At 70.1% G+C, this 23,102-nt stretch carries 20 protein-coding genes and 1 pseudogene; 10 read left to right on the forward strand and 11 right to left on the reverse strand.

Going from position 1 to position 23,102, the window contains the following annotated elements; genetic code table 11:
- Positions 1 to 178 precede the first annotated feature (178 nt).
- Positions 179 to 865 (forward strand): glutathione S-transferase family protein, encoded by a 687-nt coding sequence (locus tag MWN52_RS11990; protein ID WP_286574810.1) that lies wholly within the window; start codon positions 179 to 181, stop codon positions 863 to 865.
- Between the two features lie 20 nt (positions 866 to 885).
- Here the strand turns inward: MWN52_RS11990 and truD are convergent, their stop codons facing one another.
- The 11 genes and pseudogenes from truD to MWN52_RS12045 form a co-directional block, all read right to left on the reverse strand.
- Positions 886 to 1,977: a tRNA pseudouridine(13) synthase TruD gene (gene truD, locus MWN52_RS11995; protein ID WP_286574811.1), complete on the reverse strand. Its 1,092-nt coding sequence runs from the start codon at positions 1,975 to 1,977 to the stop codon at positions 886 to 888.
- Between the two features lie 141 nt (positions 1,978 to 2,118).
- A complete protein-coding gene (ispF, locus tag MWN52_RS12000; RefSeq protein ID WP_286577732.1) occupies positions 2,119 to 2,601 on the reverse strand; it encodes a 2-C-methyl-D-erythritol 2,4-cyclodiphosphate synthase in 483 nt (160 codons plus the stop codon).
- A gap of 153 nt (positions 2,602 to 2,754) precedes the next feature.
- Positions 2,755 to 3,450: pseudogene (gene ispD / locus MWN52_RS12005) on the reverse strand (2-C-methyl-D-erythritol 4-phosphate cytidylyltransferase); the annotation flags it as partial.
- Positions 3,447 to 3,830 (reverse strand): cell division protein FtsB, encoded by a 384-nt coding sequence (gene ftsB, locus MWN52_RS12010; protein WP_286574812.1) that lies wholly within the window; start codon positions 3,828 to 3,830, stop codon positions 3,447 to 3,449. The gene ftsB and the pseudogene ispD, both read right to left, overlap by 4 nt.
- A gap of 51 nt (positions 3,831 to 3,881) precedes the next feature.
- Positions 3,882 to 5,186, reverse strand: coding sequence for a phosphopyruvate hydratase (gene eno / locus MWN52_RS12015; protein ID WP_130521393.1), 1,305 nt, complete (start codon positions 5,184 to 5,186; stop codon positions 3,882 to 3,884).
- A 282-nt stretch (positions 5,187 to 5,468) separates the two neighbouring features.
- Complete coding sequence (gene kdsA / locus MWN52_RS12020) at positions 5,469 to 6,308, reverse strand: 3-deoxy-8-phosphooctulonate synthase (protein WP_286574813.1); 840 nt, start codon at positions 6,306 to 6,308, stop codon at positions 5,469 to 5,471.
- A 112-nt stretch (positions 6,309 to 6,420) separates the two neighbouring features.
- On the reverse strand, positions 6,421 to 8,079 hold the full coding sequence (pyrG, locus tag MWN52_RS12025; RefSeq protein ID WP_130521388.1) for a CTP synthase: 1,659 nt from the start codon (positions 8,077 to 8,079) through the stop codon (positions 6,421 to 6,423).
- 155 nt (positions 8,080 to 8,234) lie between these two features.
- Complete coding sequence (locus MWN52_RS12030) at positions 8,235 to 8,486, reverse strand: hypothetical protein (protein WP_130521386.1); 252 nt, start codon at positions 8,484 to 8,486, stop codon at positions 8,235 to 8,237.
- 114 nt (positions 8,487 to 8,600) lie between these two features.
- Entirely contained in the window at positions 8,601 to 9,341 is a 741-nt protein-coding gene (locus MWN52_RS12035) for a copper homeostasis protein CutC (protein ID WP_286574814.1), read from the reverse strand.
- A 5-nt stretch (positions 9,342 to 9,346) separates the two neighbouring features.
- On the reverse strand, positions 9,347 to 10,348 hold the full coding sequence (locus tag MWN52_RS12040) for a glycosylasparaginase (protein WP_286574815.1): 1,002 nt from the start codon (positions 10,346 to 10,348) through the stop codon (positions 9,347 to 9,349).
- A gap of 29 nt (positions 10,349 to 10,377) precedes the next feature.
- Positions 10,378 to 11,406 carry a glucokinase gene (locus MWN52_RS12045; RefSeq protein WP_286574816.1) on the reverse strand — a complete coding sequence of 343 codons (1,029 nt, stop codon included), beginning with the start codon at positions 11,404 to 11,406 and terminating at the stop codon, positions 10,378 to 10,380.
- A 186-nt stretch (positions 11,407 to 11,592) separates the two neighbouring features.
- Between MWN52_RS12045 and parE the strand changes: the two genes are divergently transcribed.
- The 9 genes from parE (at position 11,593) to bamA (ending at position 23,052) form a co-directional block, all read left to right on the forward strand.
- Positions 11,593 to 13,482, forward strand: a complete 1,890-nt coding sequence (parE, locus tag MWN52_RS12050; RefSeq protein WP_286574817.1) for a DNA topoisomerase IV subunit B — start codon at positions 11,593 to 11,595, stop codon at positions 13,480 to 13,482.
- A 255-nt stretch (positions 13,483 to 13,737) separates the two neighbouring features.
- Positions 13,738 to 14,463, forward strand: a complete 726-nt coding sequence (gene pyrH / locus MWN52_RS12055) for a UMP kinase (RefSeq protein ID WP_130521376.1) — start codon at positions 13,738 to 13,740, stop codon at positions 14,461 to 14,463.
- A gap of 158 nt (positions 14,464 to 14,621) precedes the next feature.
- Positions 14,622 to 15,662 carry a cation diffusion facilitator family transporter gene (locus tag MWN52_RS12060; RefSeq protein ID WP_286574818.1) on the forward strand — a complete coding sequence of 347 codons (1,041 nt, stop codon included), beginning with the start codon at positions 14,622 to 14,624 and terminating at the stop codon, positions 15,660 to 15,662.
- Between the two features lie 66 nt (positions 15,663 to 15,728).
- Positions 15,729 to 16,286 carry a ribosome recycling factor gene (gene frr, locus MWN52_RS12065; protein WP_130522880.1) on the forward strand — a complete coding sequence of 186 codons (558 nt, stop codon included), beginning with the start codon at positions 15,729 to 15,731 and terminating at the stop codon, positions 16,284 to 16,286.
- An 18-nt stretch (positions 16,287 to 16,304) separates the two neighbouring features.
- Positions 16,305 to 17,063 carry a polyprenyl diphosphate synthase gene (gene uppS / locus MWN52_RS12070; RefSeq protein WP_286574819.1) on the forward strand — a complete coding sequence of 253 codons (759 nt, stop codon included), beginning with the start codon at positions 16,305 to 16,307 and terminating at the stop codon, positions 17,061 to 17,063.
- A complete protein-coding gene (locus tag MWN52_RS12075; RefSeq protein WP_130522882.1) occupies positions 17,060 to 17,914 on the forward strand; it encodes a phosphatidate cytidylyltransferase in 855 nt (284 codons plus the stop codon). Before uppS ends, MWN52_RS12075 begins: the two co-directional genes overlap by 4 nt.
- 4 nt (positions 17,915 to 17,918) lie before the next feature.
- Positions 17,919 to 19,127, forward strand: a complete 1,209-nt coding sequence (gene dxr, locus MWN52_RS12080) for a 1-deoxy-D-xylulose-5-phosphate reductoisomerase (protein ID WP_286574820.1) — start codon at positions 17,919 to 17,921, stop codon at positions 19,125 to 19,127.
- Positions 19,124 to 20,482: an RIP metalloprotease RseP gene (rseP, locus tag MWN52_RS12085; protein ID WP_286574821.1), complete on the forward strand. Its 1,359-nt coding sequence runs from the start codon at positions 19,124 to 19,126 to the stop codon at positions 20,480 to 20,482. The genes dxr and rseP overlap by 4 nt, the downstream gene beginning before the upstream one ends.
- A gap of 257 nt (positions 20,483 to 20,739) precedes the next feature.
- On the forward strand, positions 20,740 to 23,052 hold the full coding sequence (gene bamA / locus MWN52_RS12090) for an outer membrane protein assembly factor BamA (RefSeq protein ID WP_425478245.1): 2,313 nt from the start codon (positions 20,740 to 20,742) through the stop codon (positions 23,050 to 23,052).
- Positions 23,053 to 23,102: the final 50 nt, after the last annotated feature.

Below are 23,102 nucleotides of genomic sequence, written 5' to 3' on the forward strand. Positions count from 1 at the left end.
GGCAACACAGACCGACGCCGAGAGGAATCGTCACCCACCCCAAAGCGGCAAAGCGAAGCGCGTCGTGCCCGCGAAGGCAGGCACCCATGGGCTTCGAGGTGCCACGCACGAGTCGCCGGGTCCGCGCTTTGGCGGGAACGACCGATGGGGACGCCAGCCACTTCACAGAGGATTTCCCATGCTTCCGACGATCACCGCCTTCGAACGCTCGCCCGATCGCGGGCGCGGCCTGGCCCGCGACATGCGCGTGCGCTGGGCGCTGGAGGAAGTCGGCCAGCCCTACGCGGTGCGTCTGCTGTCCTTCGAAGCGATGCGAAAGCCGGCCCACCGGGCGCGCCATCCCTTCGGCCAGATTCCCACCTATGAACAGGACGGGCTGGTGCTGTTCGAATCCGGCGCGATCGTGCTGCACATCGCGCAGACCCATCCGGGCCTGCTGCCCGAGGCGGCCGACGCCAGGATGCGCGCGGTGTCGTGGATGTTCGCCGCGCTCAACACGATCGAGCCGCCGGTGTTCGAGCGCGCGCTGTGCGTGGTCCTGGAGCGGCAGACACCGTGGTTCGCCGAACGCCTGGAGACGCTGGACAAGCGCGTGCGCCAGCGCCTGGGCGAGCTGTCCCTTCATCTAGGCCAAAGCCCGTGGCTCGACGGCGAGTTCAGCGCCGGCGATCTGCTGATGCTCAGCGTGCTGCTGCGGCTGCAGGGCTCGACGCTGCTGGAGGAGTACCCCAATCTGCTCGACTACCTGGCGCGCGGCACCGCGCGGCCGGCGTTCCAGCGCGCCTTCCAGGCGCAGGCAGAGGTCTTCCTGCAGGCGCAGCAGGCCGATGCGCAGGCCAGCCCGGGACCGCGCGGCGAGGCGTGATGCGCCGCCCGCCGCTTCGCTCAGACGATGCGGTTCGCCTCGCGCACGGCGCCCAGTTCGTGCAGCAGCGCGGTGGCGTAGCTGCCGGGCGCCAGGCCGAAGCGCAGTTCGAGCGTGTCGGCGTCGTGCCAATGCCACTGCAGCGCATCGGCGCGTTGGCGCAGGGCGCGGCGCTCCTGCTTCAGCCGCGCCGCCTCCAGGCCGGCGCGCAGCGCGGGCCCGTCGCCTTCGCCGAGCGCCTGCGCCTCCAGCGCGGCGCAGGCGCCCTCCACGCGCGGCGCGCCCTCGCCCCACAGCGGGCCGCTGGGATGGATGTCGAACGCCGCCAGGCGCTCGGCCAGCGCCGCGCTCCACGGCTCCGGCCCGAACACGCTGCGGCTGCCGGCCAGCATCCAGACCTCGCCGTCCAGGCCGCGCTCCCAGCTGCCATCGAGCACGCGCGCGGTCAGCACGCGGTTGAACAGCTCCGAGCGCGCCGCCGACAGCAGCAGCGAGCGCTGCTCGCGCCTGATGGGCCTCCTCGCAGCGCGCGCGCCGGCAGCGGCGGATTCGGGCGAGGGGCTGGCATGTCCGAACATTTCCAAAGCCTGGGCGACATTGCCGCCGCCGCGGCCAAAGCGCTGCTCGCCGAACCAGTTGGGCAGCCCACGCGCGGCGATCTCGCCCAGGCGTTGCTCGATCGCCTCGCGCTCGCCGCGCACCTGGCGCAGCACCAGCGTGAAGCGGTTGCCCTCCAGCGCGCCGCGCGGCAGCTTGCGGTTGTGCCAGGCCGAGGCGACGACTTCCAGGTTGGGCGTGGCCAGCGTGGCCAGATCGGGCGCCACGCGCTTGGGCAGGTGCACGCTGAAGCGCTGGGTGGTGACCGCGTGGCGGTCCTTCAGCCCGGCGTAGCCGATGCCGACCTCGCCGATGCCGGCCCAGCGCGCCAGCGTGCGCGCCACCTCGGCCGTGTTGAGGCCGCGCTTGCGCAGCGTCAGCAGCAGGTGCTCGCCCTCGCCGTGCGGCGCGAAGGCGTCGCATTCGTCGACCTGGAAATCCTCCGGCTGGGTGCGGAAGACCGCCTCCAGCACCGGCGGCCCGAAGGCAAGGGGAAGCGATGATGTCTCGGTCATGGGGCCCTGCATTCTCGTAGCGCCGAGCTTGCTCGGCTGGGGCTCGCTCGCCCGATTTTCGTAGAGCCGAGCTTGCTCGGCTGAAGCTTTCCCGGGAAGGCCTCAGCCGAGCAAGCTCGGCTCTACAATGCGTAGGTCGAATTAGGCCTGCACCAGCAGCACCACGGCCTGCGCGGCGATGCCTTCGCCGCGCCCGGTGAAACCCAGCTTCTCGGTCGTGGTGGCCTTGACGCTGACCGCGTCGGCGGCCACGCCCAGCACCTGCGCCAGATGCGTGCACATGGCCAGCGCGTGCGGGCCGACCTTGGGCCGCTCGCACATCACGGTCACATCGGCGTTGCCCACCTGCCAGCCGCGCGCGCGCGCCAGGCCGGCGCAATGCTCGAGGAACTGCGTGCTGTCGGCGCCTTCCCAGCGCGGGTCGGTCGGCGGGAAGTGGCGACCGATGTCGCCCAGCGCCAGCGCGCCGAGGATGGCGTCGCACAGCGCATGGATCACCACGTCGCCATCGCTGTGCGCGAGCACGCCGCGGCTGTGCTCCACGCGCACGCCGCCCAGCATCACGTGATCGCCATCGGGCGCGAAGGCGTGGACGTCGAAGCCCTGGCCGATGCGGATGGGCAAGGCGGGACCGGGGACCGGGGACCGGGGACCGGGGGAAGCAGAAGCCCCCTCGTCGCTCTGATATTGCTGTTGCTGTTGCCGTGGCATCTGTTCTTCCCCGGTCCCCGGTCCCCGGTCCCTGGTCCCGGCTTCCCGGGTCACCGGTCCCCGGTCTCCCGTCCCGGCTCCCACGATGTAGGCGAACCGGTCCAGATCCCCCGGCGTGGTGATCTTGAAGTTGGTGTCGTTGCCCTCGACCAGCAGCGGGCGCAGGCCCTGGCGCTCCATGGCCATCGATTCGTCGGTGACCTCGATGCCGGCGCCGGCGGCCTCGTCCAGGGCGCGGGTCAGCTGCAGGCGGCGGAACATCTGCGGGGTCAGCGCGCGCCACAGGCGCTCGCGCGGCTCGGTGGCGTCCACGCCACCGTCATCGCCGGCGCGCTTGAGCGTATCGCGCACCGGCGCGGCCAGCAGCGCGCCGACCGGGTCTTCGCGACCGCGTTCGATCAGCCGCTCCAGATCGGCATCGGCCAGATTGGGCCGGGCCGCGTCGTGGACCAGCACGAAGTCGTCGGCGCGCACGTGCTCGGGCAGCGCCTGCAGCGCGGCCAGCACCGAGGCCGCGCGCGTGCCGCCGCCGACGCAGGCCAGCACCGGCTTGCCGCCGAAGGCGGTCCAGCCCGGCCACCATGGGTCATCGGCCGACACGGCCACCACCGCACCCTCGACCAGCGGATGGCCCAGCAGCGCGGCCAGGGTCCAGGCCAGCACCGACTGCCCGCCGACTTCCAGATACTGCTTGGGCACCTCGCCGCCGAAGCGCGTGCCGCGGCCGGCCGCGGGAATCACCACCCAGATCCCACGCATCAATTGCCCTCTGCCTGCACGGCGTCTTCTTCGGAGATCGGCGCCGGCTCGCTGGCGGCAGGCGCCGACGGCGGCGCGGGCAACACATCGCCCTGCGCCGGCGCGGTGTCGACCACGCGGTAGAACTTCTCGCCGGGCTTGATCATGCCCAGCTCGCTGCGCGCGCGTTCTTCCACCGCGGCCTCGCCGGACTTGAGATCCTCGACCTCGGCGGCCAGCGCCGCGTTGCGCTCGCGCAGGCCCTCGTTCTCGCGGGTCTGGCTGGCCACCTGCGCCTTCATGGCGATCACCTCGCCCGAGCTGCCGCGCCCGAACCACAGGTGGTACTGCAGGAAGGCCAGCAGTCCCACCAGCACCAGCAGCAGCCAGCGCCACTTGGCCATGTCAGCCCCCGCGGACGGGGTGGAAGCGGCGCCGGCCCATCGTGCGCACCCTCAGCGCTTGAGCGACACGAACGCGTTGCGACCGGCGTAGCGCGCGGCCGAACCCAGCGCCTCTTCGATGCGCAGCAGCTGGTTGTACTTGGCCACGCGGTCCGAGCGGGACAGCGAGCCGGTCTTGATCTGCGTGGCGGTGGTGGCCACGGCGATGTCGGCGATGGTGGTGTCCTCGGTCTCGCCCGAGCGGTGCGAGACGATCGCCGCATAGCCGGCGTGGTGGGCCATGGCGATGGCTTCCAGCGTCTCGGTCAGCGTGCCGATCTGATTGACCTTGATCAGGATGGCGTTGGCCGTGTGCGACTCGATGCCTTCCTTGAAGATCTTCGGATTGGTGACGAACAGATCGTCGCCGACCAGTTGGACCGTCTTGCCCAGGCGCTCGGTCAGCTGCTTCCAGCCGGTCCAGTCGTCCTCGGCCATGCCGTCCTCGATGGTGATGATCGGGTACTGGGCGACCCAGTCGGCGAGGAAATCGACGAACTGCTCGGAGGTCAGGCGCTTGTTCTCGCCCACGAGGTTGTACTTGCCGTTGTCGTGGAACTCGCTGGAGGCCACGTCCAGGCCCAGCAGGATATCCTCGCCGGCGGTGTAGCCGGCCTTGCCGATGGCCTCCAGGATGGTGTCCAGCGCCTCGACGTTGCTGCGGAAGTCCGGGGCGAAGCCGCCCTCGTCGCCCACCGCGGTGCTCAGGCCGTGACCCTTGAGCACGCTCTTGAGGGCGTGGAAGATCTCGGTGCCGGCGCGCAGCGACTCGGAGAACGAGGCGAAGCCGACGGGCAGGACCATGAACTCCTGGAAGTCCACGTTGTTGTCGGCATGGGCGCCGCCGTTGATGATGTTCATCATCGGCAGCGGCAGGGTCGGCTGCCAGTCGGCCGGATGCTCGCTGGTGTCGGCCAGGTAGCGCCACAGCGGCTTGCCTTCGGAGGCGGCCACGGCATGGGCATTGGCCAGCGACACGCCCAGCAGCGCGTTGGCGCCCAGGCGGCCCTTGTTCTCGGTACCGTCCAGATCGATCAGGCGGCGGTCCAGGCCTTCCTGGTCGACCGCATCGAAGCCGGTCAGCGCGTTGGCGATGGCGGTGTTGACGTGCTCGACCGCCTTGCGCACGCCCTTGCCCAGGTAGCGGGTCTTGTCGCCATCGCGCAGTTCCACCGCCTCCCTGGCGCCGGTCGAGGCGCCAGAGGGCACGGCCGCACGGCCAAAGGAACCATCGGTGAGCGTGACTTCCGCCTCCAGCGTGGGGTTGCCACGGGAGTCGAGGATTTCGCGGGCGTGGATCTTGGCGATGTTGGTCATGGGATCTGGTTGGGCTCTATCGATCGGATGAGGGACGAGGGGAGTGGCCTGGGGCCTAGGGCCGCAGACCCGGCATGGCCACGCGCGTCGGCCAGGCGGCGACGCGCGCGTTCGAGCTAGGGGCGATTGTAGAAGCTGCCGCCGCGCGGCGGTGGATCGGCCGGCGCGCCTCGGCGGCGAGCGTTCGACCGACACCGCAGTGGCCGGTGACGGCGGCGGCACGCGCGCCGCAGGCCAGGCTCAGGCCGGCGAACCCGCGCGACGGGGGCGCACCGGGTGGCATCAGGCCTTGACGCCGTCTTCCAGGAAGCCGTTCTTCTTGGTGATCGAATCCAGCGCCAGCAGGGTCTCCAGCAGCGCTTCCATCTTGTCCAGCGGCCAGGCGTTGGGGCCGTCGGACAGCGCGTGGGCCGGGTCGGGATGGGTCTCGGCGAACAGGCCGGACACGCCCACGGCCACCGCCGCGCGCGCCAGCACCGGCACGAACTCGCGCTGGCCGCCCGAACTGGTGCCCTGCCCGCCCGGCAGCTGCACCGAATGGGTCGCGTCGAACACCACCGGGCAGCCGGTATCGCGCATCACCGACAGCGAGCGCATGTCGCTGACCAGGTTGTTGTAGCCGAAGGACGCGCCGCGCTCGCACACCAGGATGTCCTGGTTGCCGGTCGACTTGGCCTTCTCCACCACCGGCTTCATGTCCCAGGGCGAGAGGAACTGGCCCTTCTTGATGTTCACCGGGCGGCCGGCGGCGCAGACGTTGCGGATGAAGTCGGTCTGGCGCACCAGGAAGGCCGGGGTCTGCAGCACGTCGACGACCGCGGCGACCTCGTTCATCGGCGTGTACTCGTGCACGTCGGTCAGCACCGGCACGCCGATCTGCCGCTTCACGGCCTCCAGCACCTTGAGGCCCTCTTCCAGGCCGGGGCCGCGGAAGGACGTGCCCGAGGTGCGGTTGGCCTTGTCGAAGCTGGACTTGAAGATGAAGTTCATCCCCAGCTTGCCGGTGATCTCCTTCAGCTTGCCGGCCACGTCCTGCTGCAGCTGCATCGACTCGATCACGCAGGGGCCGGCGATCAGGAACAGCGGCTGGTCCAGGCCAACCTCGAATCCACAGAGTTTCATTGGGAATCTCGTTTGATGTGAGAGGAAGCGGGAACGAGTGGAGAGGAACGAGCATCGAGTCCGAGCGACGAGCTCTGGCTCGTTCCTCGTTCCTGGTCGCTCGTTCCTGCCTTCACGCCCTGGCTTCTTTGAGCAGCTTGCCGCCGGCCTTGCGCTCGCGCGCGGCGCGGATAAAGCCGACGAACAGCGGATGACCCTCGCGCGGGGTGGACAGGAACTCCGGGTGCGCCTGGCAGGCCAGGTACCACGGGTGCTTGTCGCGCGGCAGCTCGACCATTTCCACCAGCGTGTCGTCCATCGACTTGGCGCTGATCACCAGGCCAGCGTCCTCGAGCTGGGTGCGATAGCGGTTGTTGAACTCGTAGCGATGGCGATGGCGCTCGGCGACCACGTCGCTGCCGTACAGCTCGCGGGCGAGCGTGCCGGGCTTGAGGCGCTGCTCCTGCAGCCCCAGGCGCATGGTGCCGCCCAGGTCGGAGCGCTCGTCGCGCTTTTCCACATCGCCCGAGGCGGTGCGCCATTCGGTGATCAAGCCGATCACCGGATGCGGGGACTGCTTGTCGTTCTCGGTGCTGTTGGCGCCGGCCAGGCCGCAGACATGGCGCGCGTAGTCCACCACCGCCGCCTGCATGCCGTAGCAGATGCCGAAATACGGCACGCCGTGTTCGCGCGCGTACTGCGCGGTCAGCACCTTGCCCTCGAAGCCGCGATCGCCGAAGCCGCCCGGCACCAGGATGCCGTCCACGCCGTCCAGGTCGGCGGTGCCGGCCTCGATGTCCTGCGATTCGAGCCACTTGAGGTTCACGCGCGTGCGCTGGCGCAGGCCGCCGTGCTTGAGCGCCTCGCCGACCGACTTGTAGGCGTCCTTGTGGTCCACGTACTTGCCGACCACCGCGATGGTGACCTCGTCCAGCGGGTTGACCGTCGCATCGACCGCGGCCTCCCACTCGCGCAGGTCGGCCTCCTGCTTGGCCGGCAGCTTCAGGCGGTCGACCACGAACTGGTCCAGCCCCTGCTCCTTCAGCCCCAGCGGGATCTTGTAGAGCACATCGACGTCGCGCAGGCTGATCACCGCGCGCTCGGAGACGTTGGTGAACAGCGCGATCTTGCGGCGCTCGCCGTCCGGGATCTCCTGCTCGGAGCGGCACAGCAGCACGTCGGGCTGGATGCCGATCGAGCGCAGCTCCTTGACCGAGTGCTGGGTCGGCTTGGTCTTCAGCTCGCCGGCTGCGGCGATGTAGGGCACCAGGGTCAGGTGCATGAAGACGGCCTTCTCCTGGCCGCGCTCGGTGCGGATCTGGCGGATCGCCTCCAGGAACGGCAGCGACTCGATGTCGCCCACCGTGCCGCCGATCTCGATCAGGCCCACGTCGAAGCCGGCCACGGCCTCGTCGATGCTGCGCTTGATCTCGTCGGTGATGTGCGGGATGACCTGCACGGTCGCGCCCAGGTAGTCGCCGCGGCGCTCCTTGCGGATGACGTTCTCGTAGATGCGCCCGGTGGTGACCGAGTTCTTGCGGCTCAGGCGCGTGCGCACGAAGCGCTCGTAGTGGCCCAGGTCCAGGTCGGTCTCGGCGCCGTCGTCGGTGACGTAGACCTCACCGTGCTGGAACGGGCTCATCGTGCCCGGATCGACGTTGATGTAGGGGTCCAGCTTCATCATCGTGACCTTCAGGCCACGCGCTTCGAGAATGGACGCGAGCGAGGCGGCGGCGATGCCCTTGCCAAGCGAGGACACCACGCCGCCGGTCACGAAAATCAGGGGAGTCATGGATCTGAGGGCTCCAGGAAAGCCATAGTCTACCGGCACCGAACCGGACGGCCAAACCTCGCGAGCGAAAAAGGCCTTTCCGATCCGCGTGCGCGGTTACAAAAACGCCCGCGCCCCGACGAGCGGGGCGCGGGCGGACGGCGGAAAGGGACGGATCAGCGCTTGCGGGCTTCCTCTTCCTCTTCTTCGCTCGGGGCCGGGGCGTGCTGGTCCTGGCCCTTCATGCGGGCCTCGTTGGCGGCACGGCGCGCGGCGCGCTTCTCGGCCTCGCTGCGGGTGTCCTCGGGCTTGGCCGCGGCGCTGGCCTTGCCTTCGACCTGGGGCGCGGCGGACTGGGCCAGCGCCACGGCGGCGGAGGACAGCGCGGCGACGGCGCCGGCGAGCAACAGGACGGTGCGGGTTTTCATGGGGCCTCCTGTGAGGTTCCTTCAAGGTGCGTCGCCGCGCGAAGGCGCAGCTGGACGACGCTGCAAGGCTACGCTGGGCTTGTTCAGCCAGGCCTGAATGCGGCCGACGGCCGGCTAGGCCTGGTTTGCGGCGATTTCGTCCAGGCGCGCGCGCAGGGCGCGCACCTGGTCGGCGTCGGTGCGCCAGTAGCCGCCCTTGAGTCCGGGCAAGTCGCTACTGCCCTGCCCGGCTTGGAAGGCCTTGGCCGAGGCATGAACCTCGCCCACCCCGGTGCGGCGCACCAGCTCGGCCACGTTGTCCGGGGTCAGGCCGGCGCCGGCCATCACCGACAGCCGCCCGGCCGCCTGCGCGCGGGCGGCGGCGATGGCCGCCGCGCCCTGCGGGGCGCCGGCGGCCTGGCCCGAGGTCAGCACCCGCTCGCAGCCCAGGGCGATGATCTGCTCCAGGGCGCGCCGCGGGTCACGCACGCTGTCGAAGGCGCGGTGGAAGGTCACGCCCAGCGGCCCGGCCGCGGCGACCAGGGAGGCGCAGCCCTCGGAGTCGATCTCGCCCCCGGCGGTCAGCGCGCCGATCACCACGCCATCGCAGCCCAGGCGCACGCACAAGGCGACATCGCGGCGCATCGCCTCCCACTCGGCCGGCGAATAGACGAAATCGCCGCCGCGCGGGCGGATCAGCACGTACAGCGGGATCGACAGCCGCTCGCGCGCCAGCGTCAGGGTGCCGTAGGACGGCGTGCAGCCGCCCTCGCCCAGGTTCTCGCACAGCTCGACCCGGTCCGCGCCGCCGGCCTGGGCGGCCAGGGCGGATTCCAGCGCGTTGGCCGCGATCTCCAGCTTCACCCGCTCGGCCATGCCGCTCAGGTCTGCTCGGTGCTGTAGATCGACGGCGACGGCAGCAGCGCGTCCTGCCTGGCCGCATCGCAGACCGCGTAGACGAAGCCCTTGTGCAGCGCGAACGCGCCGACCTCGCCGTGTTTGTTCAGCGCCAGGAAGCACACCTGCAGCGTCTTGCTGGCCTCCGGGCGCTTGGCGACCACCCGTTCGATGGCTTCGCGGCAGGCCTCGGCCGGGCTGCGGCCCTGGCGCATCAGTTCGACCACCAGGAAGCTGGCGGCGTTGCGGATCATCTCCTCGCCCACGCCCGAGGCGGTGGCGCCGCCGACGTCGTTGTCCACGTACAGGCCGGCGCCGATGATCGGGCTGTCGCCGACCCGGCCGCGCATCTTCCAGGCCATGCCGCTGGTGGTACAGGCACCGGCCAGCTTGCCGCTGGCGTCGATGGCCAGCATGCCGATGGTGTCGTGGTTTTCCTTGTTGCCGGGCAGGCCGCGGCGCTCGACGTTGATCTCCGGCGCGTACTTGGAGGTCTTGAGCCATTCCTTCCAGGCCTTCTCGGCCTCGGGCGTACGCAGGTCGCGCACGGTGAAGCCTTGTTCGACGGCGAACTGCTGCGCGCCGGCGCCGACCAGCATCACGTGCGGGGTCTTTTCCATGGCCAGGCGCGCCACCGAGATGGGGTGGTCGATGCCCTCGATCGCCGCGACCGAGCCGCAGCTGCCGTCGCCCTTCATGATGCTGGCGTCCAGGGTCACGTGGCCGTCGCGGTCGGGATAGCCGCAGCGCCCGACCGTGGAATTGCACTGCCCGGTCTCGGCCCAGCGCGCGCCGGCCTCGACCGCGTCGATCGCGCTGCCGCCCTTGCCCAGCACCGCCCAGGCGGCCTGGTTGGCCGGCACGCCGAAGTCCCAGGTCGACACCACCTTGGCGCCGCTGGAACCGGTCTGGGCCAGGCCGCGCGGCAGCGCCGCCGCGCCGGCGACCAGAAGCGAGGACTGCAGGAAGGTGCGGCGGGTGGACATGGCAGGGCTCCGTCGTGGGGTCGGTGGGGTCAGAAGAGGTCGGGCTGGGCCGCGCACCAGGCGGCGGCGCCGATGATGCCCAGTTGTCCGTGCGCGATGCACGCCACCGGCACCTGCCGCAGCGCGCTGGACAGCACGCCCTTGTCGTGGAAGCGGCGCATGAAGCCGCCTGCCTCCAGGTGCTGGCCCAGATGGCCGGCCAGGCCGCCGGCCAGGTACACCGAGCGCGCGCAGAAGGTGATCGCCAGGTCCCCGGCCAGGCTGCCCAGCCACTGGCAGAACAGGTCCAGGCACTCGACCGCCAGCGCGTCGCGCCGATCCTCGGCCGCGGCCACCAGCTCGGCGGGCGTGGCGAACGCCGGCGTGGCGCCGCGCAGTTCGCACAGGGCGGCGTAGAGATGCAGCAGGCCGGTACCGGACAGCGCGCGCTCGTTGTCCACGTGGCCGAACCGGCGCTGCAGCACGCGCACCACGTCCAGCTCCAGGTCCGTGGTCGCGGCCAGCGCGGCATGCCCGGCCTCGCTGGGCCAGACGACAAAGCCCGCCGGTCCCTGCATCGCCAGCGCCGCGCCCAGCCCGGTGCCGGGCCCCAGCAGCAGCGCGGGAAACTGCACGCCGGTGGCCGGCTCGCCGGTCAGCGGCCGGATCTGGTCGAGGGCCACGTGCGGCAAGGCCCAGGCCAGGGCCTGAAAGTCGTTGATCAGGTGCAGCCGCTGCAGTCCGGCCTGGCGCCGGGTGTCGGCCAGCGACACCGGCCAGGGCAGGTTGGCGTTGAGCAGCGTATCGCCCTGCAGCAGGCCGGCGATGGCGACCACGGCGGCTGTCGGGCAGGCCTCTTCCGCGGCACGCAGCTCCTCGGCGAAGCGCAGCAGCACGGCGGCCAGGCTGGGGAAATCGGCGCCGGCATAGCGCCGGTGCAGCCGCAGCCGCGGCGCGTGCCCGGGCGCAAGCTCGACCAGGCCCAGACGGGCATAGGTGCCGCCGACGTCGGCGGCGATCAGCTGTTGGATTCCGGCCTGGCCGGGGGCGCCCGCTGTCTCACGGGCGGCGACTTGCACCACTGACAATCTCCTCACCGATGGCGCGCGTCGCACCCGCTGGCGGGCGATTGTATCGGCAAGCGCGGCCCGCCTACGCCTCCGCGGCGGCCACTGCCGGGGCAAAGCCGCGCGAACGTGCAAATCCAGACCCCAGACCGCACACTTGCCGCCCTTCGTGGCACCCACACGACCTGATCGAGTTCAATGAATACCCGCTACAACGCTGCCGATATCGAAGTCCTCTCCGGCCTGGACCCGGTCAAGCGCCGGCCCGGCATGTACACCGACACCTCGCGCCCCAATCACCTGGCGCAGGAAGTCATCGACAACTCGGTGGACGAGGCGCTGGGCGGCCATGCCAGGACCGTGGAGGTCACCCTGTACAAGGACGGCAGCGTCGAGGTGGCCGACGACGGCCGCGGCATGCCGGTGGACATCCACCCGGAGGAGAAGATCCCCGGCGTCGAGCTGATCCTGACCCGCCTGCATGCCGGCGGCAAGTTCAGCAACAAGAACTACACCTTCTCCGGCGGCCTGCACGGCGTGGGCGTCAGCGTGGTCAACGCACTGTCCACGCTGGTGGAGATCCACATCAAGCGCGAGGGTGCCGAGCACCGCATCACCTTCCGCGACGGCGACCGCGCCAGCCCGCTGGAGGTGGTCGGCACGGTCGGCAAGAAGAACACCGGCACGCGCCTGCGCTTCTGGCCCGACCCGAAGTACTTCGACACGCCCAAGATCAACGTGCGCGCCCTGCGCCACCTGCTGCGCGCCAAGGCCGTGCTGTGCCCGGGGCTGACGGTCAAGCTGTTCGACGAGGCCACCGGCGAGCAGGACAGCTGGCACTACGAGGACGGCCTGCGCGACTACCTCAAGGGCGAACTGGCCGGGCGCGAGCTGCTGCCGGCCGAGCTGTTCGTCGGCGTGCTGAAGAAGGACACCGAGGTGGTGGACTGGGCCGTGGCCTGGGTGCCGGAAGGCGAGCTGGTGCAGGAGAGCTACGTCAACCTGATCCCCACCGCCCAGCACGGCACCCACGTCAACGGCCTGCGCTCGGGCCTGACCGATGCGCTGCGCGAGTTCTGCGACTTCCGCAACCTGCTGCCGCGCGGGATCAAGCTGGCGCCTGAGGACGTGTGGGACCGGGTCGCCTTCGTACTCAGCCTGAAGATGACCGATCCGCAGTTCTCCGGCCAGACCAAGGAGCGCCTGTCCTCGCGCCAGGCCGCAGGCTTCATCGAGGGCGCCGCGCACGACGCTTTCAGCCTGTGGCTCAACCAGCATGTCGAGATCGGCCTGCAGATCGCCCAGATCGCCATCGACCGCGCCAGCGCGCGGCTGAAGACCGAGAAACAGATCGTCCGCAAGAAGGTCACCTCCGGCCCGGCCTTGCCCGGAAAGCTGGCCGACTGCATCAGCCAGGACCTCTCGCGCACCGAGCTGTTCCTGGTGGAAGGCGACTCGGCCGGCGGCAGCGCCAAGCAGGCGCGCGACAAGGACTTCCAGGCGATCATGCCACTGCGCGGCAAGATCCTGAACACCTGGGAAGTGGCCTCTGGCAGCGTGCTGGCCTCCGAGGAAGTGCACAACCTGGCCATCGCCATCGGCTGCGACCCGGGCAAGGACGACATCTCCGGCCTGCGCTACGGCAAGGTGGTGATCCTGGCCGACGCCGACTCCGACGGCCTGCACATCGCCACCCTGCTCTCGGCGTTGTTCCTCAAGCATTTCCCGGCGCTGGTCGCCGCCGGCCATGTATTCGTGGCGATGCCGCCGCTGTTCCGCGTGGACGTGGGCAAGCAGGTGTTCTACGCGCTGGACGAGGAGGAGAAGCGCCTGCTGCTGGAGAAGATCGCGCGCGAGAAGCTCAAGGGCCAGGTCAACGTGACCCGCTTCAAGGGCCTGGGCGAGATGAATCCCTCGCAGCTGCGCGAATCGACCATCCATCCCGACACCCGCCGCCTGGTCCAGCTGACCGTGGACGACGCCGAGCAGACCACCGGCCTGATGGACATGCTGCTGGCCAAGAAGCGGGCTTCGGACAGGAAGGCCTGGCTCGAAACCAAGGGCGATCTGGCGTCGCTGGAAGTGTGATCCTGGCGATTCACTATTTATCAGCCGTAGCGACGGCCCGGACGCCGCTACGCCGGAAACATCCGCGCGGCGCGGCGGGAGACGAAGGGAGACCTGGCCTCGCTGGAAGTCTGAGCGCAGCAGTGCGCGTGGAGAAGTGAGGCGTGAGCCAACGCGGACGCTTGCGCTCACTGCTCTCCACGCACGCCTCGCTTCTCGCACCGGCCGGCGTCGGCTAGACTGGCCGACGTTTGTCCAAGCCAAGGTTCCCCCCCGATGACCGCGCCCCTCGCCTATCGCCGCATCCTGCTGAAACTCTCCGGGGAGGCGCTGATGGGATCTGAGGACTACGGCATCGATCCAAAGGTGATCGGCCGCATCGCCCGCGAGATCATCGAGGCGCGCGACGCCGGCGCCGAGGTCGCGCTGGTGATCGGCGGCGGCAACATCTTCCGCGGCGCCGGCCTGGCGGCGGGCGGCATGGACCGGGTCACCGGCGACCAGATGGGCATGCTGGCTACGGTCATCAACGCGCTGGCCATGCAGGACGCGCTGGAAAAGCTCGGCGCCAAGGTGCGCGTGATGAGCGCGCTGAAGATCAACGACGTGTGCGAGGACTACATCCGCCGCCGCGCCGTGCGCCACCTGGAAAAGGGCCGCATCGCGATCTTCGCCGCCGGCACCGGCAACCCCTTCTTCACCACCGACTCGGGCGCGGCGCTGCGCGCGATCGAGATCGAGGCCGACCTGCTGCTCAAGGCGACCAAGGTCGACGGCGTCTACGACAAGGACCCGCGCAAGTTCCCCGACGCCAAGCGTTTCGACACGCTGACCTACGACGAGGTGATCCGCCGCGGTCTGGAGGTGATGGATACCGCCGCCTTCGCCCTGTGCCGCGACAGCGCCGTGCCGCTGCGCATCTACGACCTGTCGGTGCCGGGCAATCTGATGAACATCCTGCGCGGCGAGAACATCGGCACGCTGGTGGAAGGTCGGGGCTGAGGCTGAGACGAGTGAAGAGGAGTGAGCGCAGAGGAGTGAGTGGGAGTCGAAAGCCCGCCGCCTTTGCTCACTCCTCTACGCGCACTTCTCGCTCTTGCGCGGTCACTCCGTGATCCTGTAATTGTGTCCGCGCCCCGCCGGCCTCACCCTGCCGCCCCATGGCGCACTCCCACTCCCACGATCACGCAGACCACGGCCATGACCACGCCGGTCATGACCATGGCCACGCGCACCAGGCCACAAGTGGCCACGCGCACGGCGCCGCCGCCGGTGGCGCGCATGGCCACGACAGCGGCACCCGCGGCTACGCGGTGGCGATGCTGGTCAACCTGGCCTATACCGCGCTGGAGGCCGGCTACGGTTTCCACACCAATTCGCTGGCGCTGCTGAGCGACGCGCTGCACAACCTCGGCGATGTCCTCGGCCTGGCCCTGGCCTGGGCGGCGGCGGCCATGGCGCGCCGCCAGCCCACCGCCAGCCATACCTACGGCTGGGGCAAGGCCACCCTGCTGGCGCCGCTGGCCAACGCGATCGTGCTGATGGTGTTCTCCGGCGGCCTGGCCTGGGAGGCGATCCGCCGCTTCAGCGAGCCGCCCTCGATCCCCGCCATCCCGGTGATGGTGGTGGCCGCGATCGGCATCGCCGTCAATCTGGGCGCGGGCTGGTTGCTGCACAGCGGGCATGGCCACAGCCACAGCGGCAACGACCTCAATCGACGCGGCGCGGTGCTGCACCTGATGGCCGATGCGGCGGTGTCGCTGGCCGCGGTCCTGGCCGGCCTGGGCATGTGGTGGCTGGGTTGGGAATGGCTGGACCCGACCACCGCCCTGGTGATCAGCGTGGTGATCGCGATCGGCACCTACGGCCTGCTGCGCGAGAGCTTCGCCGCGGCCATGGACGCGGTGCCGGGGCACATCGACCAGGCCGCCGTGGAGACCTTCCTGGCCTCGCGCCCCGGCGTTACCGCGGTGCACCACCTGCATATCTGGCCGCTGGGCGCGGGCCAGACCGCGCTGACCGCGCACGTGGTGCGGCCCGAGGCGCAGGACGAGGACGCCTTCATCGAGGCCACCGCCAGCGCGCTGGCCGAGCGCTTCGGCATCGGCCACGCCACCTTGCAGCTCGAACGCGGCCAGGCCTGCCAGCAGCCCTGCCGTCCCGCAGGCGGCGAAGCGGCATCGGCGCCGCATCACCACTGAGCCCAAGTCCGGCCAGTGCCGGCTTTGACCTATAATCCCGGGTTTGACGAATCCCAGGACCCGACGATGCTGAACGACATCAAGAACGACGCGCAGGCGCGCATGAACAAGAGCGTCGAGTCGCTGCGCCAGGCCCTGACCAAGCTGCGCACCGGTCGCGCCACCCCGGCCCTGGTCGATCATCTGAAGGTCAACTACTACGGCTCGGACATGCCGCTGTCGCAGGTGGCCACCGTGTCGGTGGCCGATGCGCGCTCGCTGACCATCACCCCGTGGGAGAAGCAGATGGTGTCGGCCGTGGAGAAGGCCATCCTGGCCTCCGACCTGGGCCTGACGCCCAACACCGCCGGCACGGTCATCCGCATCAACATCCCGGCCCTGACCGAGGAGCGCCGCCGCGACCTGTCCAAGGTCGTGCACAGCGAGGGCGAGGACACCAAGGTCGCCATCCGCAACGTGCGCCGCGATGCCAACCAGCAGGTCAAGGACCTGCTCAAGGACAAGCAGATCACCGAGGACGAGGTGCGTCGCAGCGAGGACGAGATCCAGAAGCTCACCGACAAGGCGATCAAGGACGTCGACGAGGTGGTCAAGGCCAAGGAACAGGAACTGATGGCCGTCTGAGCGGGTCACACCGCCCTCATGACCGCCATGCCGCCCGCCCTGCCCCGCGCCCAGCCGCGCCACCTGGCCATCATCATGGATGGCAACGGCCGCTGGGCGCAGCGCCGCCATCGCCCGCGCATGATCGGCCACCGCGCCGGCGCGCGCGCGGTCAACCTGTGCATCGACTTCTGCCTGGAGCGCGGCATCGAGGCGCTGACCCTGTTCGCCTTCTCCAGCGAGAACTGGGGCCGCCCGGCCGATGAGGTGAGCGCACTGATGAAGCTGTTCATGGGCGCGCTGGAGCGCGAGGTCGATGAGCTGCACCGCCGCGGCGTGCGCATCCGCTTCATCGGCCAGCGCGCGCGGTTCGCCCCGGCGATCGTGGCGCGCATGGCCGCCGCCGAGGCGCAGACCGCCGCCAACACCGCGCTGACCCTGGCGATCGCCGCCAGCTACGGCGGTCGCCAGGACCTGACCGACGCCGCGCGCGCCCTGGCCGTGGAGGTCGCGGCCGGCCGGCTGCGGCCGGAAGACATCGACGAGGCCAGCCTGGACGCGCGCGTGGCGCTGGCCGACCTGCCGCCGCCGGACCTGTTCATCCGCACCGGCGGCGACCACCGCATCAGCAACTTCCTGCTGTGGCAGCTGGCCTACACCGAACTGTGGTTCACCGAGACCCTGTGGCCCGACCTGGATGCCGGCGTGCTGCAGGCCGCGCTGGACGATTTCGCCCAGCGCGAGCGCCGCTTCGGCCTGACCGGTGAACAGGTCGCCACACAGGGAGCCAGCGCATGACCCGCGTCCGCGTGATCGCCGCGCTGGTGATGGCGCCGCTGGCGATCGCCGCCATCGTGCTGCTGCCCACGCCGTGGCTGGCCGCGCTGGCCGCCGCGCTGTTCCTGATCGGCCTGTGGGAATGGCTGAAGCTGGCCGAGGTGGACGACACCCTGGCGCGCACCGTGCTGGTCCTGCTCAACCTGGCGCTGATGGTGCTGCTGACCTGGGCCAGCCGCGCGCCGAGCGGGCTGTCGCCGGCGCTGTTCCAGCTGGTGTCGCTGGTCGGCGTGGCCTGGTGGGTGCTGGCGCTGGTGTGGCTGCGCTTCTACGCCTTCGCCTCGGACCACCAGACCTGGGCGCGGCTGTTCAAGCTGGCCGCCGGCACGCTGGCGGTGGTGCCGGCCTGGTGCGCGCTGTGCCTGATCCACTCCAACAGCTTCGACCCGAAGGCCGGCATGAGCGGCCATCTGTGGCTGCTGACCGCCCTGGCGCTGGTCTGGGCCGCCGACAGCGGCGCGTACTTCGCCGGGCGCGCCTTCGGCAAGCACAAGCTGGCCCCGCGCATCAGCCCCAACAAGACCATCGAGGGCCTGGCCGGCGGGCTGATCGGCGGCGTGGTCATCGGCCTGCTCGGCGGCTGGCTGGCGGGCGTGTCGCTGGCGCAGATGCCCGCGCTGGCCCTGGTGTGCGTGGTGACCGTGCTGTTCTCGGTGGCCGGCGACCTGTTCGAAAGCCTGCTCAAGCGGCACGTCGGGGCCAAGGATTCCGGCCACCTGATCCCCGGCCACGGCGGCGTGCTGGACCGCATCGACGGCGTGATCGCCGCGCTGCCGGTGTTCCTGATCGGCCGCGAGCTGCTGGGGTTCTAAGCCGATGGATGCGCCTGTTCCCTTCTCGCGTCGCGTCGCCGTGCTCGGCGCCACCGGCTCGATCGGCAGCTCCGCGCTGGACGTGATCGCCCGGCACCCGGACCAGCTGCGCGCGACCGTGCTGGCCGCCGGCAGCAATGTCCCGGCGCTGGTCGCGCTGTGCCGCAGCCACCGTCCCGACCATGCCGTGATCGCCGATCCGGCCCGCTACGCCGAGCTGCGAGACGCGCTGGCCGACGCCGGCCTGTCCGCCATCCAGGCGCATGCCGGCGAGGCGGCGCTGGACGCGCTGGTGGCCGGTCAGGCCTGCGACACGGTCGTGGCCGCCATCGTCGGCGCCGCCGGGCTGTCCTCCACCCTGGCCGCCGCGCGCGCCGGCAAGCGCCTGCTGCTGGCCAACAAGGAATCGCTGGTGCTGGCCGGCGCCCTGGTGATCGCCGCGGCGCAGGCCTCCGGCGCGGACATCGTGCCGATCGACAGCGAACACAACGCCATCTTCCAGTGCCTGGGCTCGCGCCAGGCCGGGGCGCAGGTGCGCCGGATCATCCTGACCGCCTCGGGCGGGCCGTTCCGCGGGCGCAGCCGCGCCTCGCTGGAGACGGTCACCGTGGCCCAGGCCGTGGCCCATCCCAAGTGGTCGATGGGGCCGAAGATCTCGGTCGATTCGGCCACGCTGATGAACAAGGGCTTGGAGCTGATCGAGGCCGCGCATCTGTTCGACGTCGGCCGCGAGCGGCTGGACGTGCTGGTGCACCCGCAGAGCCTGGTGCATTCGCTGGTGGACTTCATCGACGGCTCCACCCTGGCCCAGCTCGGCCTGCCGGACATGCGCACCGCGCTGTCGGTCGGCCTGGGCTGGCCGCAGCGGCTGGCATCGGGCGTGGGCGGGCTGGACCTGCTGGCCCACGGCCGGCTGGACTTCGAGGCGCCGGACATGGAGGCCTTCCCCTGCCTGCGGCTGGCCTGGGAGGCCCTGGCGGCCGGCGGCGCGGCGCCGGCGGTGCTCAACGCGGCCAACGAATCGGCCGTTTCAGCCTTTCTTCAGGGCCGGATCGGTTTCCTAGCGATCCCTGCATTGGTCGAGGATGCCCTCGCCGCCCATGCGCATGCCCCGGCCGAGACGCTGGAGGCGCTGCTGGCGGCCGATGGCCTCGCGCGGCGCTTCAGCCAGGACTGGATCCACCGCACCACAGGCCACGCCGTTTCCGCATGAGTGATATCGCAGGCTCCATCTGGTGGCTGATCGTCGCACTCGGCGTGCTGGTCACCTTCCATGAATTCGGCCATTACTGGGTCGCGCGCCGTTGCGGGGTGGGCGTGCTGCGCTTCTCGGTGGGCTTCGGCAAGCCGCTGTGGTCGCGCCGCGACCGCCACGGCACCGAGTTCGCCATCGCCCCGATCCCGCTGGGCGGCTACGTCAAAATGCTGGACGAGCGCGAGGCCGACGTGCCCGCCGAGCGCCTGCACGAGGCCTTCAACCGCAAGCCGGTCGGCCAGCGCATCGCGATCGTCGCGGCCGGGCCGATCGCCAACCTGATCCTGTGCGTGGCCCTGCTGTGGGCCATGTTCGTGATCGGCAAGGAGGATTTCGCCCCGGTGGTCGGCCACGTGGCCGGCATCGCCCAGCAGTCCGGCCTGCGCCCGGGCGACCGCATCCTGGACGTGGACGGGCGCAGCACCCCGACCGCGACCGAGGCCACGATCGAGCTGACCGGCGCGGCGATGGACGGGCGCGACGCGCGCGCCCGGGTCGAGGACGCGGCGGGCAATACGCTGGAACGCACGGTCTACACCTCGCGCGTGCCGGCCGGCTTCAACGAGCAGGACGTGGCCGGGACGCTGGGCCTGCGCTGGCAGTTCCTGGTCGATCCGGCGCAGGTGCGCGCGGTCGCGGCCGATTCGCCCGCCGCCGGCGTGCTGCAGGTCGGCGACCTGATCACCGCCATCGACGGCGAGCCGGTGCAGCAGGCCGCCGACCTGCGTCCGCTGGTGCAGACCCTGGGCGCGCGCGGCGGCGAGGTCATGATCGAGGTCGAACGCGAGGGCAGCCGCCTGGCCCTGCCGCTGCGGCCGCGGCAGATGACCGACCCGGCCAGCGGCGCGCATTACTGGGGTCTGGGCATCTCCCTGGGCCGCGACACCGCCCCGGCCTACGACGCGCTGCAGCGCTACGGGCCGCTGCAGGCGATCCCCGCCGCCCTGCGCCAGACCTGGCAGCTGGCCTCCGATTCGCTGGGCATGATCCGGCGCATGGTGACCGGCCACGCCTCGCTGCAGGGGGTTTCCGGGCCGATCACCATCGCCAAGGTGGCCAATGCCTCGGCCGAACGCGGCCCGACCTGGTTCCTGCAGTTCCTGGCCCTGCTCTCGCTGAGCCTGGCCATCGTCAACCTGCTGCCGATCCCGGTCTTGGACGGCGGACACCTGCTGTATTACCTTATCGAGTTGGTCAAGGGCAGCCCGCTCAGCGAGCGGGCCATGGCTGCGGGCCAGTTCGTGGGCCTGGCCTTCCTGGCTGGCCTGATGGGGCTGGCGCTGTACAACGATATCCTGCGCCCGGTGATCTGATGCCCTCCACTACCTCTTCCATGGCCGCGTCGCGGCCCGGCCCCGCACGGGGTCACACCAAAACCAGTTTTTCGACGGATGTGATGATGACGCGACTCCCGACCCGCCGCCTGCTCGCCCTTGCCCTGGCTTCGGCCATCGCGGCACCGGCCTGGGCCCAGTCGACCGGCACGGTGCCGCCGTTCGGCTCGCAGCAGCAGCCGTCCGCGCCGGCCTTCGGCACGCAGCCGGCCGCCCCGGCCTCGGCCTCGGACTTCGTGGCCAGCGACATCCGCGTGGACGGGGTGCAGCGCATCTCCAGCGGCACGGTGCTGACCTACCTGCCGATCGAGCGCGGCGACACGGTGACCCAGGCCAAGATCGGCGAGGCGATCCGCGCGCTGTACAAGACCGGCTTCTTCGAGAACGTGCAGCTCTCGCGCCAGGGCTCGATCCTGGTGGTGACGCTGAAGGAGCGTCCGGCGATCAACAAGCTGACGCTGACCGGCAACAAGGACATCAAGACCGAGGACCTGACCAAGGGCCTGAACGACATCGGCCTGTCCGAGGGCGGCACCTTCGACCGCCTGGCGCTGGACCGCGTCACCCAGGAGCTGGTGCGCCAGTACAACAACCGCGGCAAGTACAACGTCCAGATCACCCCGACGGTCAGCCCGCTGGACCGCAACCGCGTGGACGTGACCATCGCGATCAAGGAAGGCAAGGCGGCCAAGATCCGCCACATCAACCTGATCGGCACCGAGAAGTTCCCGCAGGAAGACATCCGCGAGGGCTGGGAGTCGCAGGAGCACAACTGGCTGTCCTGGTACAAGCGCGACGACCAGTACTCCAAGGAAAAGCTCTCCGGCGACATCGAGAAGCTCAACTCCTGGTACCTGGACCGCGGCTACGTGGATTTCAGCCTGGATTCGACCCAGGTCGCGATCAGCCCGGACAAGAAGGACATGTTCATCACCGGCGGGGTGACCGAGGGCGAGCAGTACACCGTCTCGGACGTCAAGGTCAGCGGCGACACGATCCTGCCGCAGGAGCGCGTGGAGAAGATGGTGCTGGTGCGCAAGGGCCAGATCTTCTCGCGCCGCCTGCTGGAGATGACCTCCGACGGCATCACCGCCACGCTGGGCAACATCGGCTACGCCTTCGCCCAGGTCAATCCGATCCCGACCATCGATCGCGACAAGCGCACGGTCGGCATCAACTTCCAGGTCGTGCCGGGCCCGCGCGTCAACGTGCGCCGCATCGAGTTCAAGGGCAACAGCCGCACCGCCGACGAGGTGCTGCGCCGCGAGATGCGCCAGTTCGAGGGCGCCTGGTACTCGCAGGCGGCGATCGACCGCTCCAAGATCCGCCTGCAGCGCCTGGGCTACTTCGAGACCGTGGACGTGCAGACCCAGCCGGTGCCGGGCACGCGCGATCAGGTGGACGTGATCTACAACGTCAAGGAAACCACCTCGGGCAGCTTCGTGTTCGGCCTGGGCTATTCGCAGCTGTCCGGCATCACCACCTCGGTGCAGCTGTCGCAGAACAACTTCCTGGGCGGCGGCAACCGCGTGTCGGTCGAGGCCTCGCGCAGCGACTACCTGAGCCGCTACTCGTTCTCCTTCACCAACCCGTACTTCACCGACGACGGCGTGTCGCTGGGCTACAACCTGTCCTACAGCGACCTGGACTACTCGGACTACAACACCGCCGCGTACTCCTCGCGCAACGTCGCCGCGCAGACGATCCTGGGCATCCCGCTGAGCGAGAGCGACAGCATCTCGGTCATGTTCGGCGTCGACTCGACCCAGGTCAGCACCTACGACAACTACACCCCGCAGGCCATCGTCGACTACGTCAAGGCGCTGGGCAGCCGCACCTTCCACGCCTGGCGCACCCAGGTCGGCTGGGCGCGCGATACGCGCAACGACTACTGGATGCCCACCCGCGGCACCTACCAGCGCGTCTCGGCGGAAATCACCCTGCCCGGCTCGACCGTGGAGTACTACAAGCTCAACTACGAGTTCTCCAAGTACTGGCCGCTCAGCCCGGCCTTCGTGCTGCGCACCGGTGGTGAGATCGGCTACGGCAACAGCTACGGCAGCGACACCTCGCGCGTGATCTGCAAGGACCCGGCCACCGACGTCGCCGTGGCATGCGGCACGGCCGGCGCGGTCGCGGAGACTTTCACCGCCACCGGCCTGCCGTTCTACGAGAACTTCTACGCCGGCGGCGTGCGCTCGGTGCGGGGCTTCGAGGACAACACCCTGGGCCCGCGTTCGGAACCGACCGCCTACTACAACCGCGGCCAGCCCCTGGGTGGCTCGCTCAAGACGATCGGCCAGATCGAGATGCTGTTCCCGAAGCTGTTCGATTCCAACGCCGCGCGCATCTCGGCCTTCATCGACGTGGGCAACGTGTTCAACGGCTACGACAACTTCCACGCCAACGACCTGCGCGCCTCCACGGGCGTGGCGCTGCTGTGGCGCGCGCCGGTGGGCCCGATCTCGATCAGCTACGCCTTCCCGCTCAAGACCCAGCCGGGCGATGAGATCGAGCGCCTGCAGTTCACCTTCGGCGGCTCGTTCTAAGCGCCACGCGTCGACCCTCGCTGGCACAGGCAAAGGCCCGGCTCGACCGG

The organism is Pseudoxanthomonas winnipegensis, assembly GCF_030322905.1.
Taxonomy (GTDB): Bacteria; Pseudomonadota; Gammaproteobacteria; order Xanthomonadales; family Xanthomonadaceae; genus Pseudoxanthomonas_A; species Pseudoxanthomonas_A winnipegensis.

What these genes read in the sequence shown, in the direction of transcription:
- MWN52_RS11990 (WP_286574810.1), top strand. Translation starts at nt 179, where the DNA reads ATGCTTCCGACGATCACCGCCTTCGAACGCTCGCCCGATCGCGGGCGC.
- truD (WP_286574811.1), bottom strand. Translation starts at nt 1,977, where the DNA reads ATGACCGAGACATCATCGCTTCCCCTTGCCTTCGGGCCGCCGGTGCTG.
- ftsB (WP_286574812.1), bottom strand. Translation starts at nt 3,830, where the DNA reads ATGGCCAAGTGGCGCTGGCTGCTGCTGGTGCTGGTGGGACTGCTGGCC.
- eno (WP_130521393.1), bottom strand. Translation starts at nt 5,186, where the DNA reads ATGACCAACATCGCCAAGATCCACGCCCGCGAAATCCTCGACTCCCGT.
- kdsA (WP_286574813.1), bottom strand. Translation starts at nt 6,308, where the DNA reads ATGAAACTCTGTGGATTCGAGGTTGGCCTGGACCAGCCGCTGTTCCTG.
- pyrG (WP_130521388.1), bottom strand. Translation starts at nt 8,079, where the DNA reads ATGACTCCCCTGATTTTCGTGACCGGCGGCGTGGTGTCCTCGCTTGGC.
- MWN52_RS12030 (WP_130521386.1), bottom strand. Translation starts at nt 8,486, where the DNA reads ATGAAAACCCGCACCGTCCTGTTGCTCGCCGGCGCCGTCGCCGCGCTG.
- MWN52_RS12035 (WP_286574814.1), bottom strand. Translation starts at nt 9,341, where the DNA reads ATGGCCGAGCGGGTGAAGCTGGAGATCGCGGCCAACGCGCTGGAATCC.
- MWN52_RS12040 (WP_286574815.1), bottom strand. Translation starts at nt 10,348, where the DNA reads ATGTCCACCCGCCGCACCTTCCTGCAGTCCTCGCTTCTGGTCGCCGGC.
- parE (WP_286574817.1), top strand. Translation starts at nt 11,593, where the DNA reads ATGAATACCCGCTACAACGCTGCCGATATCGAAGTCCTCTCCGGCCTG.
- pyrH (WP_130521376.1), top strand. Translation starts at nt 13,738, where the DNA reads ATGACCGCGCCCCTCGCCTATCGCCGCATCCTGCTGAAACTCTCCGGG.
- MWN52_RS12060 (WP_286574818.1), top strand. Translation starts at nt 14,622, where the DNA reads ATGGCGCACTCCCACTCCCACGATCACGCAGACCACGGCCATGACCAC.
- frr (WP_130522880.1), top strand. Translation starts at nt 15,729, where the DNA reads ATGCTGAACGACATCAAGAACGACGCGCAGGCGCGCATGAACAAGAGC.
- uppS (WP_286574819.1), top strand. Translation starts at nt 16,305, where the DNA reads ATGACCGCCATGCCGCCCGCCCTGCCCCGCGCCCAGCCGCGCCACCTG.
- MWN52_RS12075 (WP_130522882.1), top strand. Translation starts at nt 17,060, where the DNA reads ATGACCCGCGTCCGCGTGATCGCCGCGCTGGTGATGGCGCCGCTGGCG.
- dxr (WP_286574820.1), top strand. Translation starts at nt 17,919, where the DNA reads ATGGATGCGCCTGTTCCCTTCTCGCGTCGCGTCGCCGTGCTCGGCGCC.
- rseP (WP_286574821.1), top strand. Translation starts at nt 19,124, where the DNA reads ATGAGTGATATCGCAGGCTCCATCTGGTGGCTGATCGTCGCACTCGGC.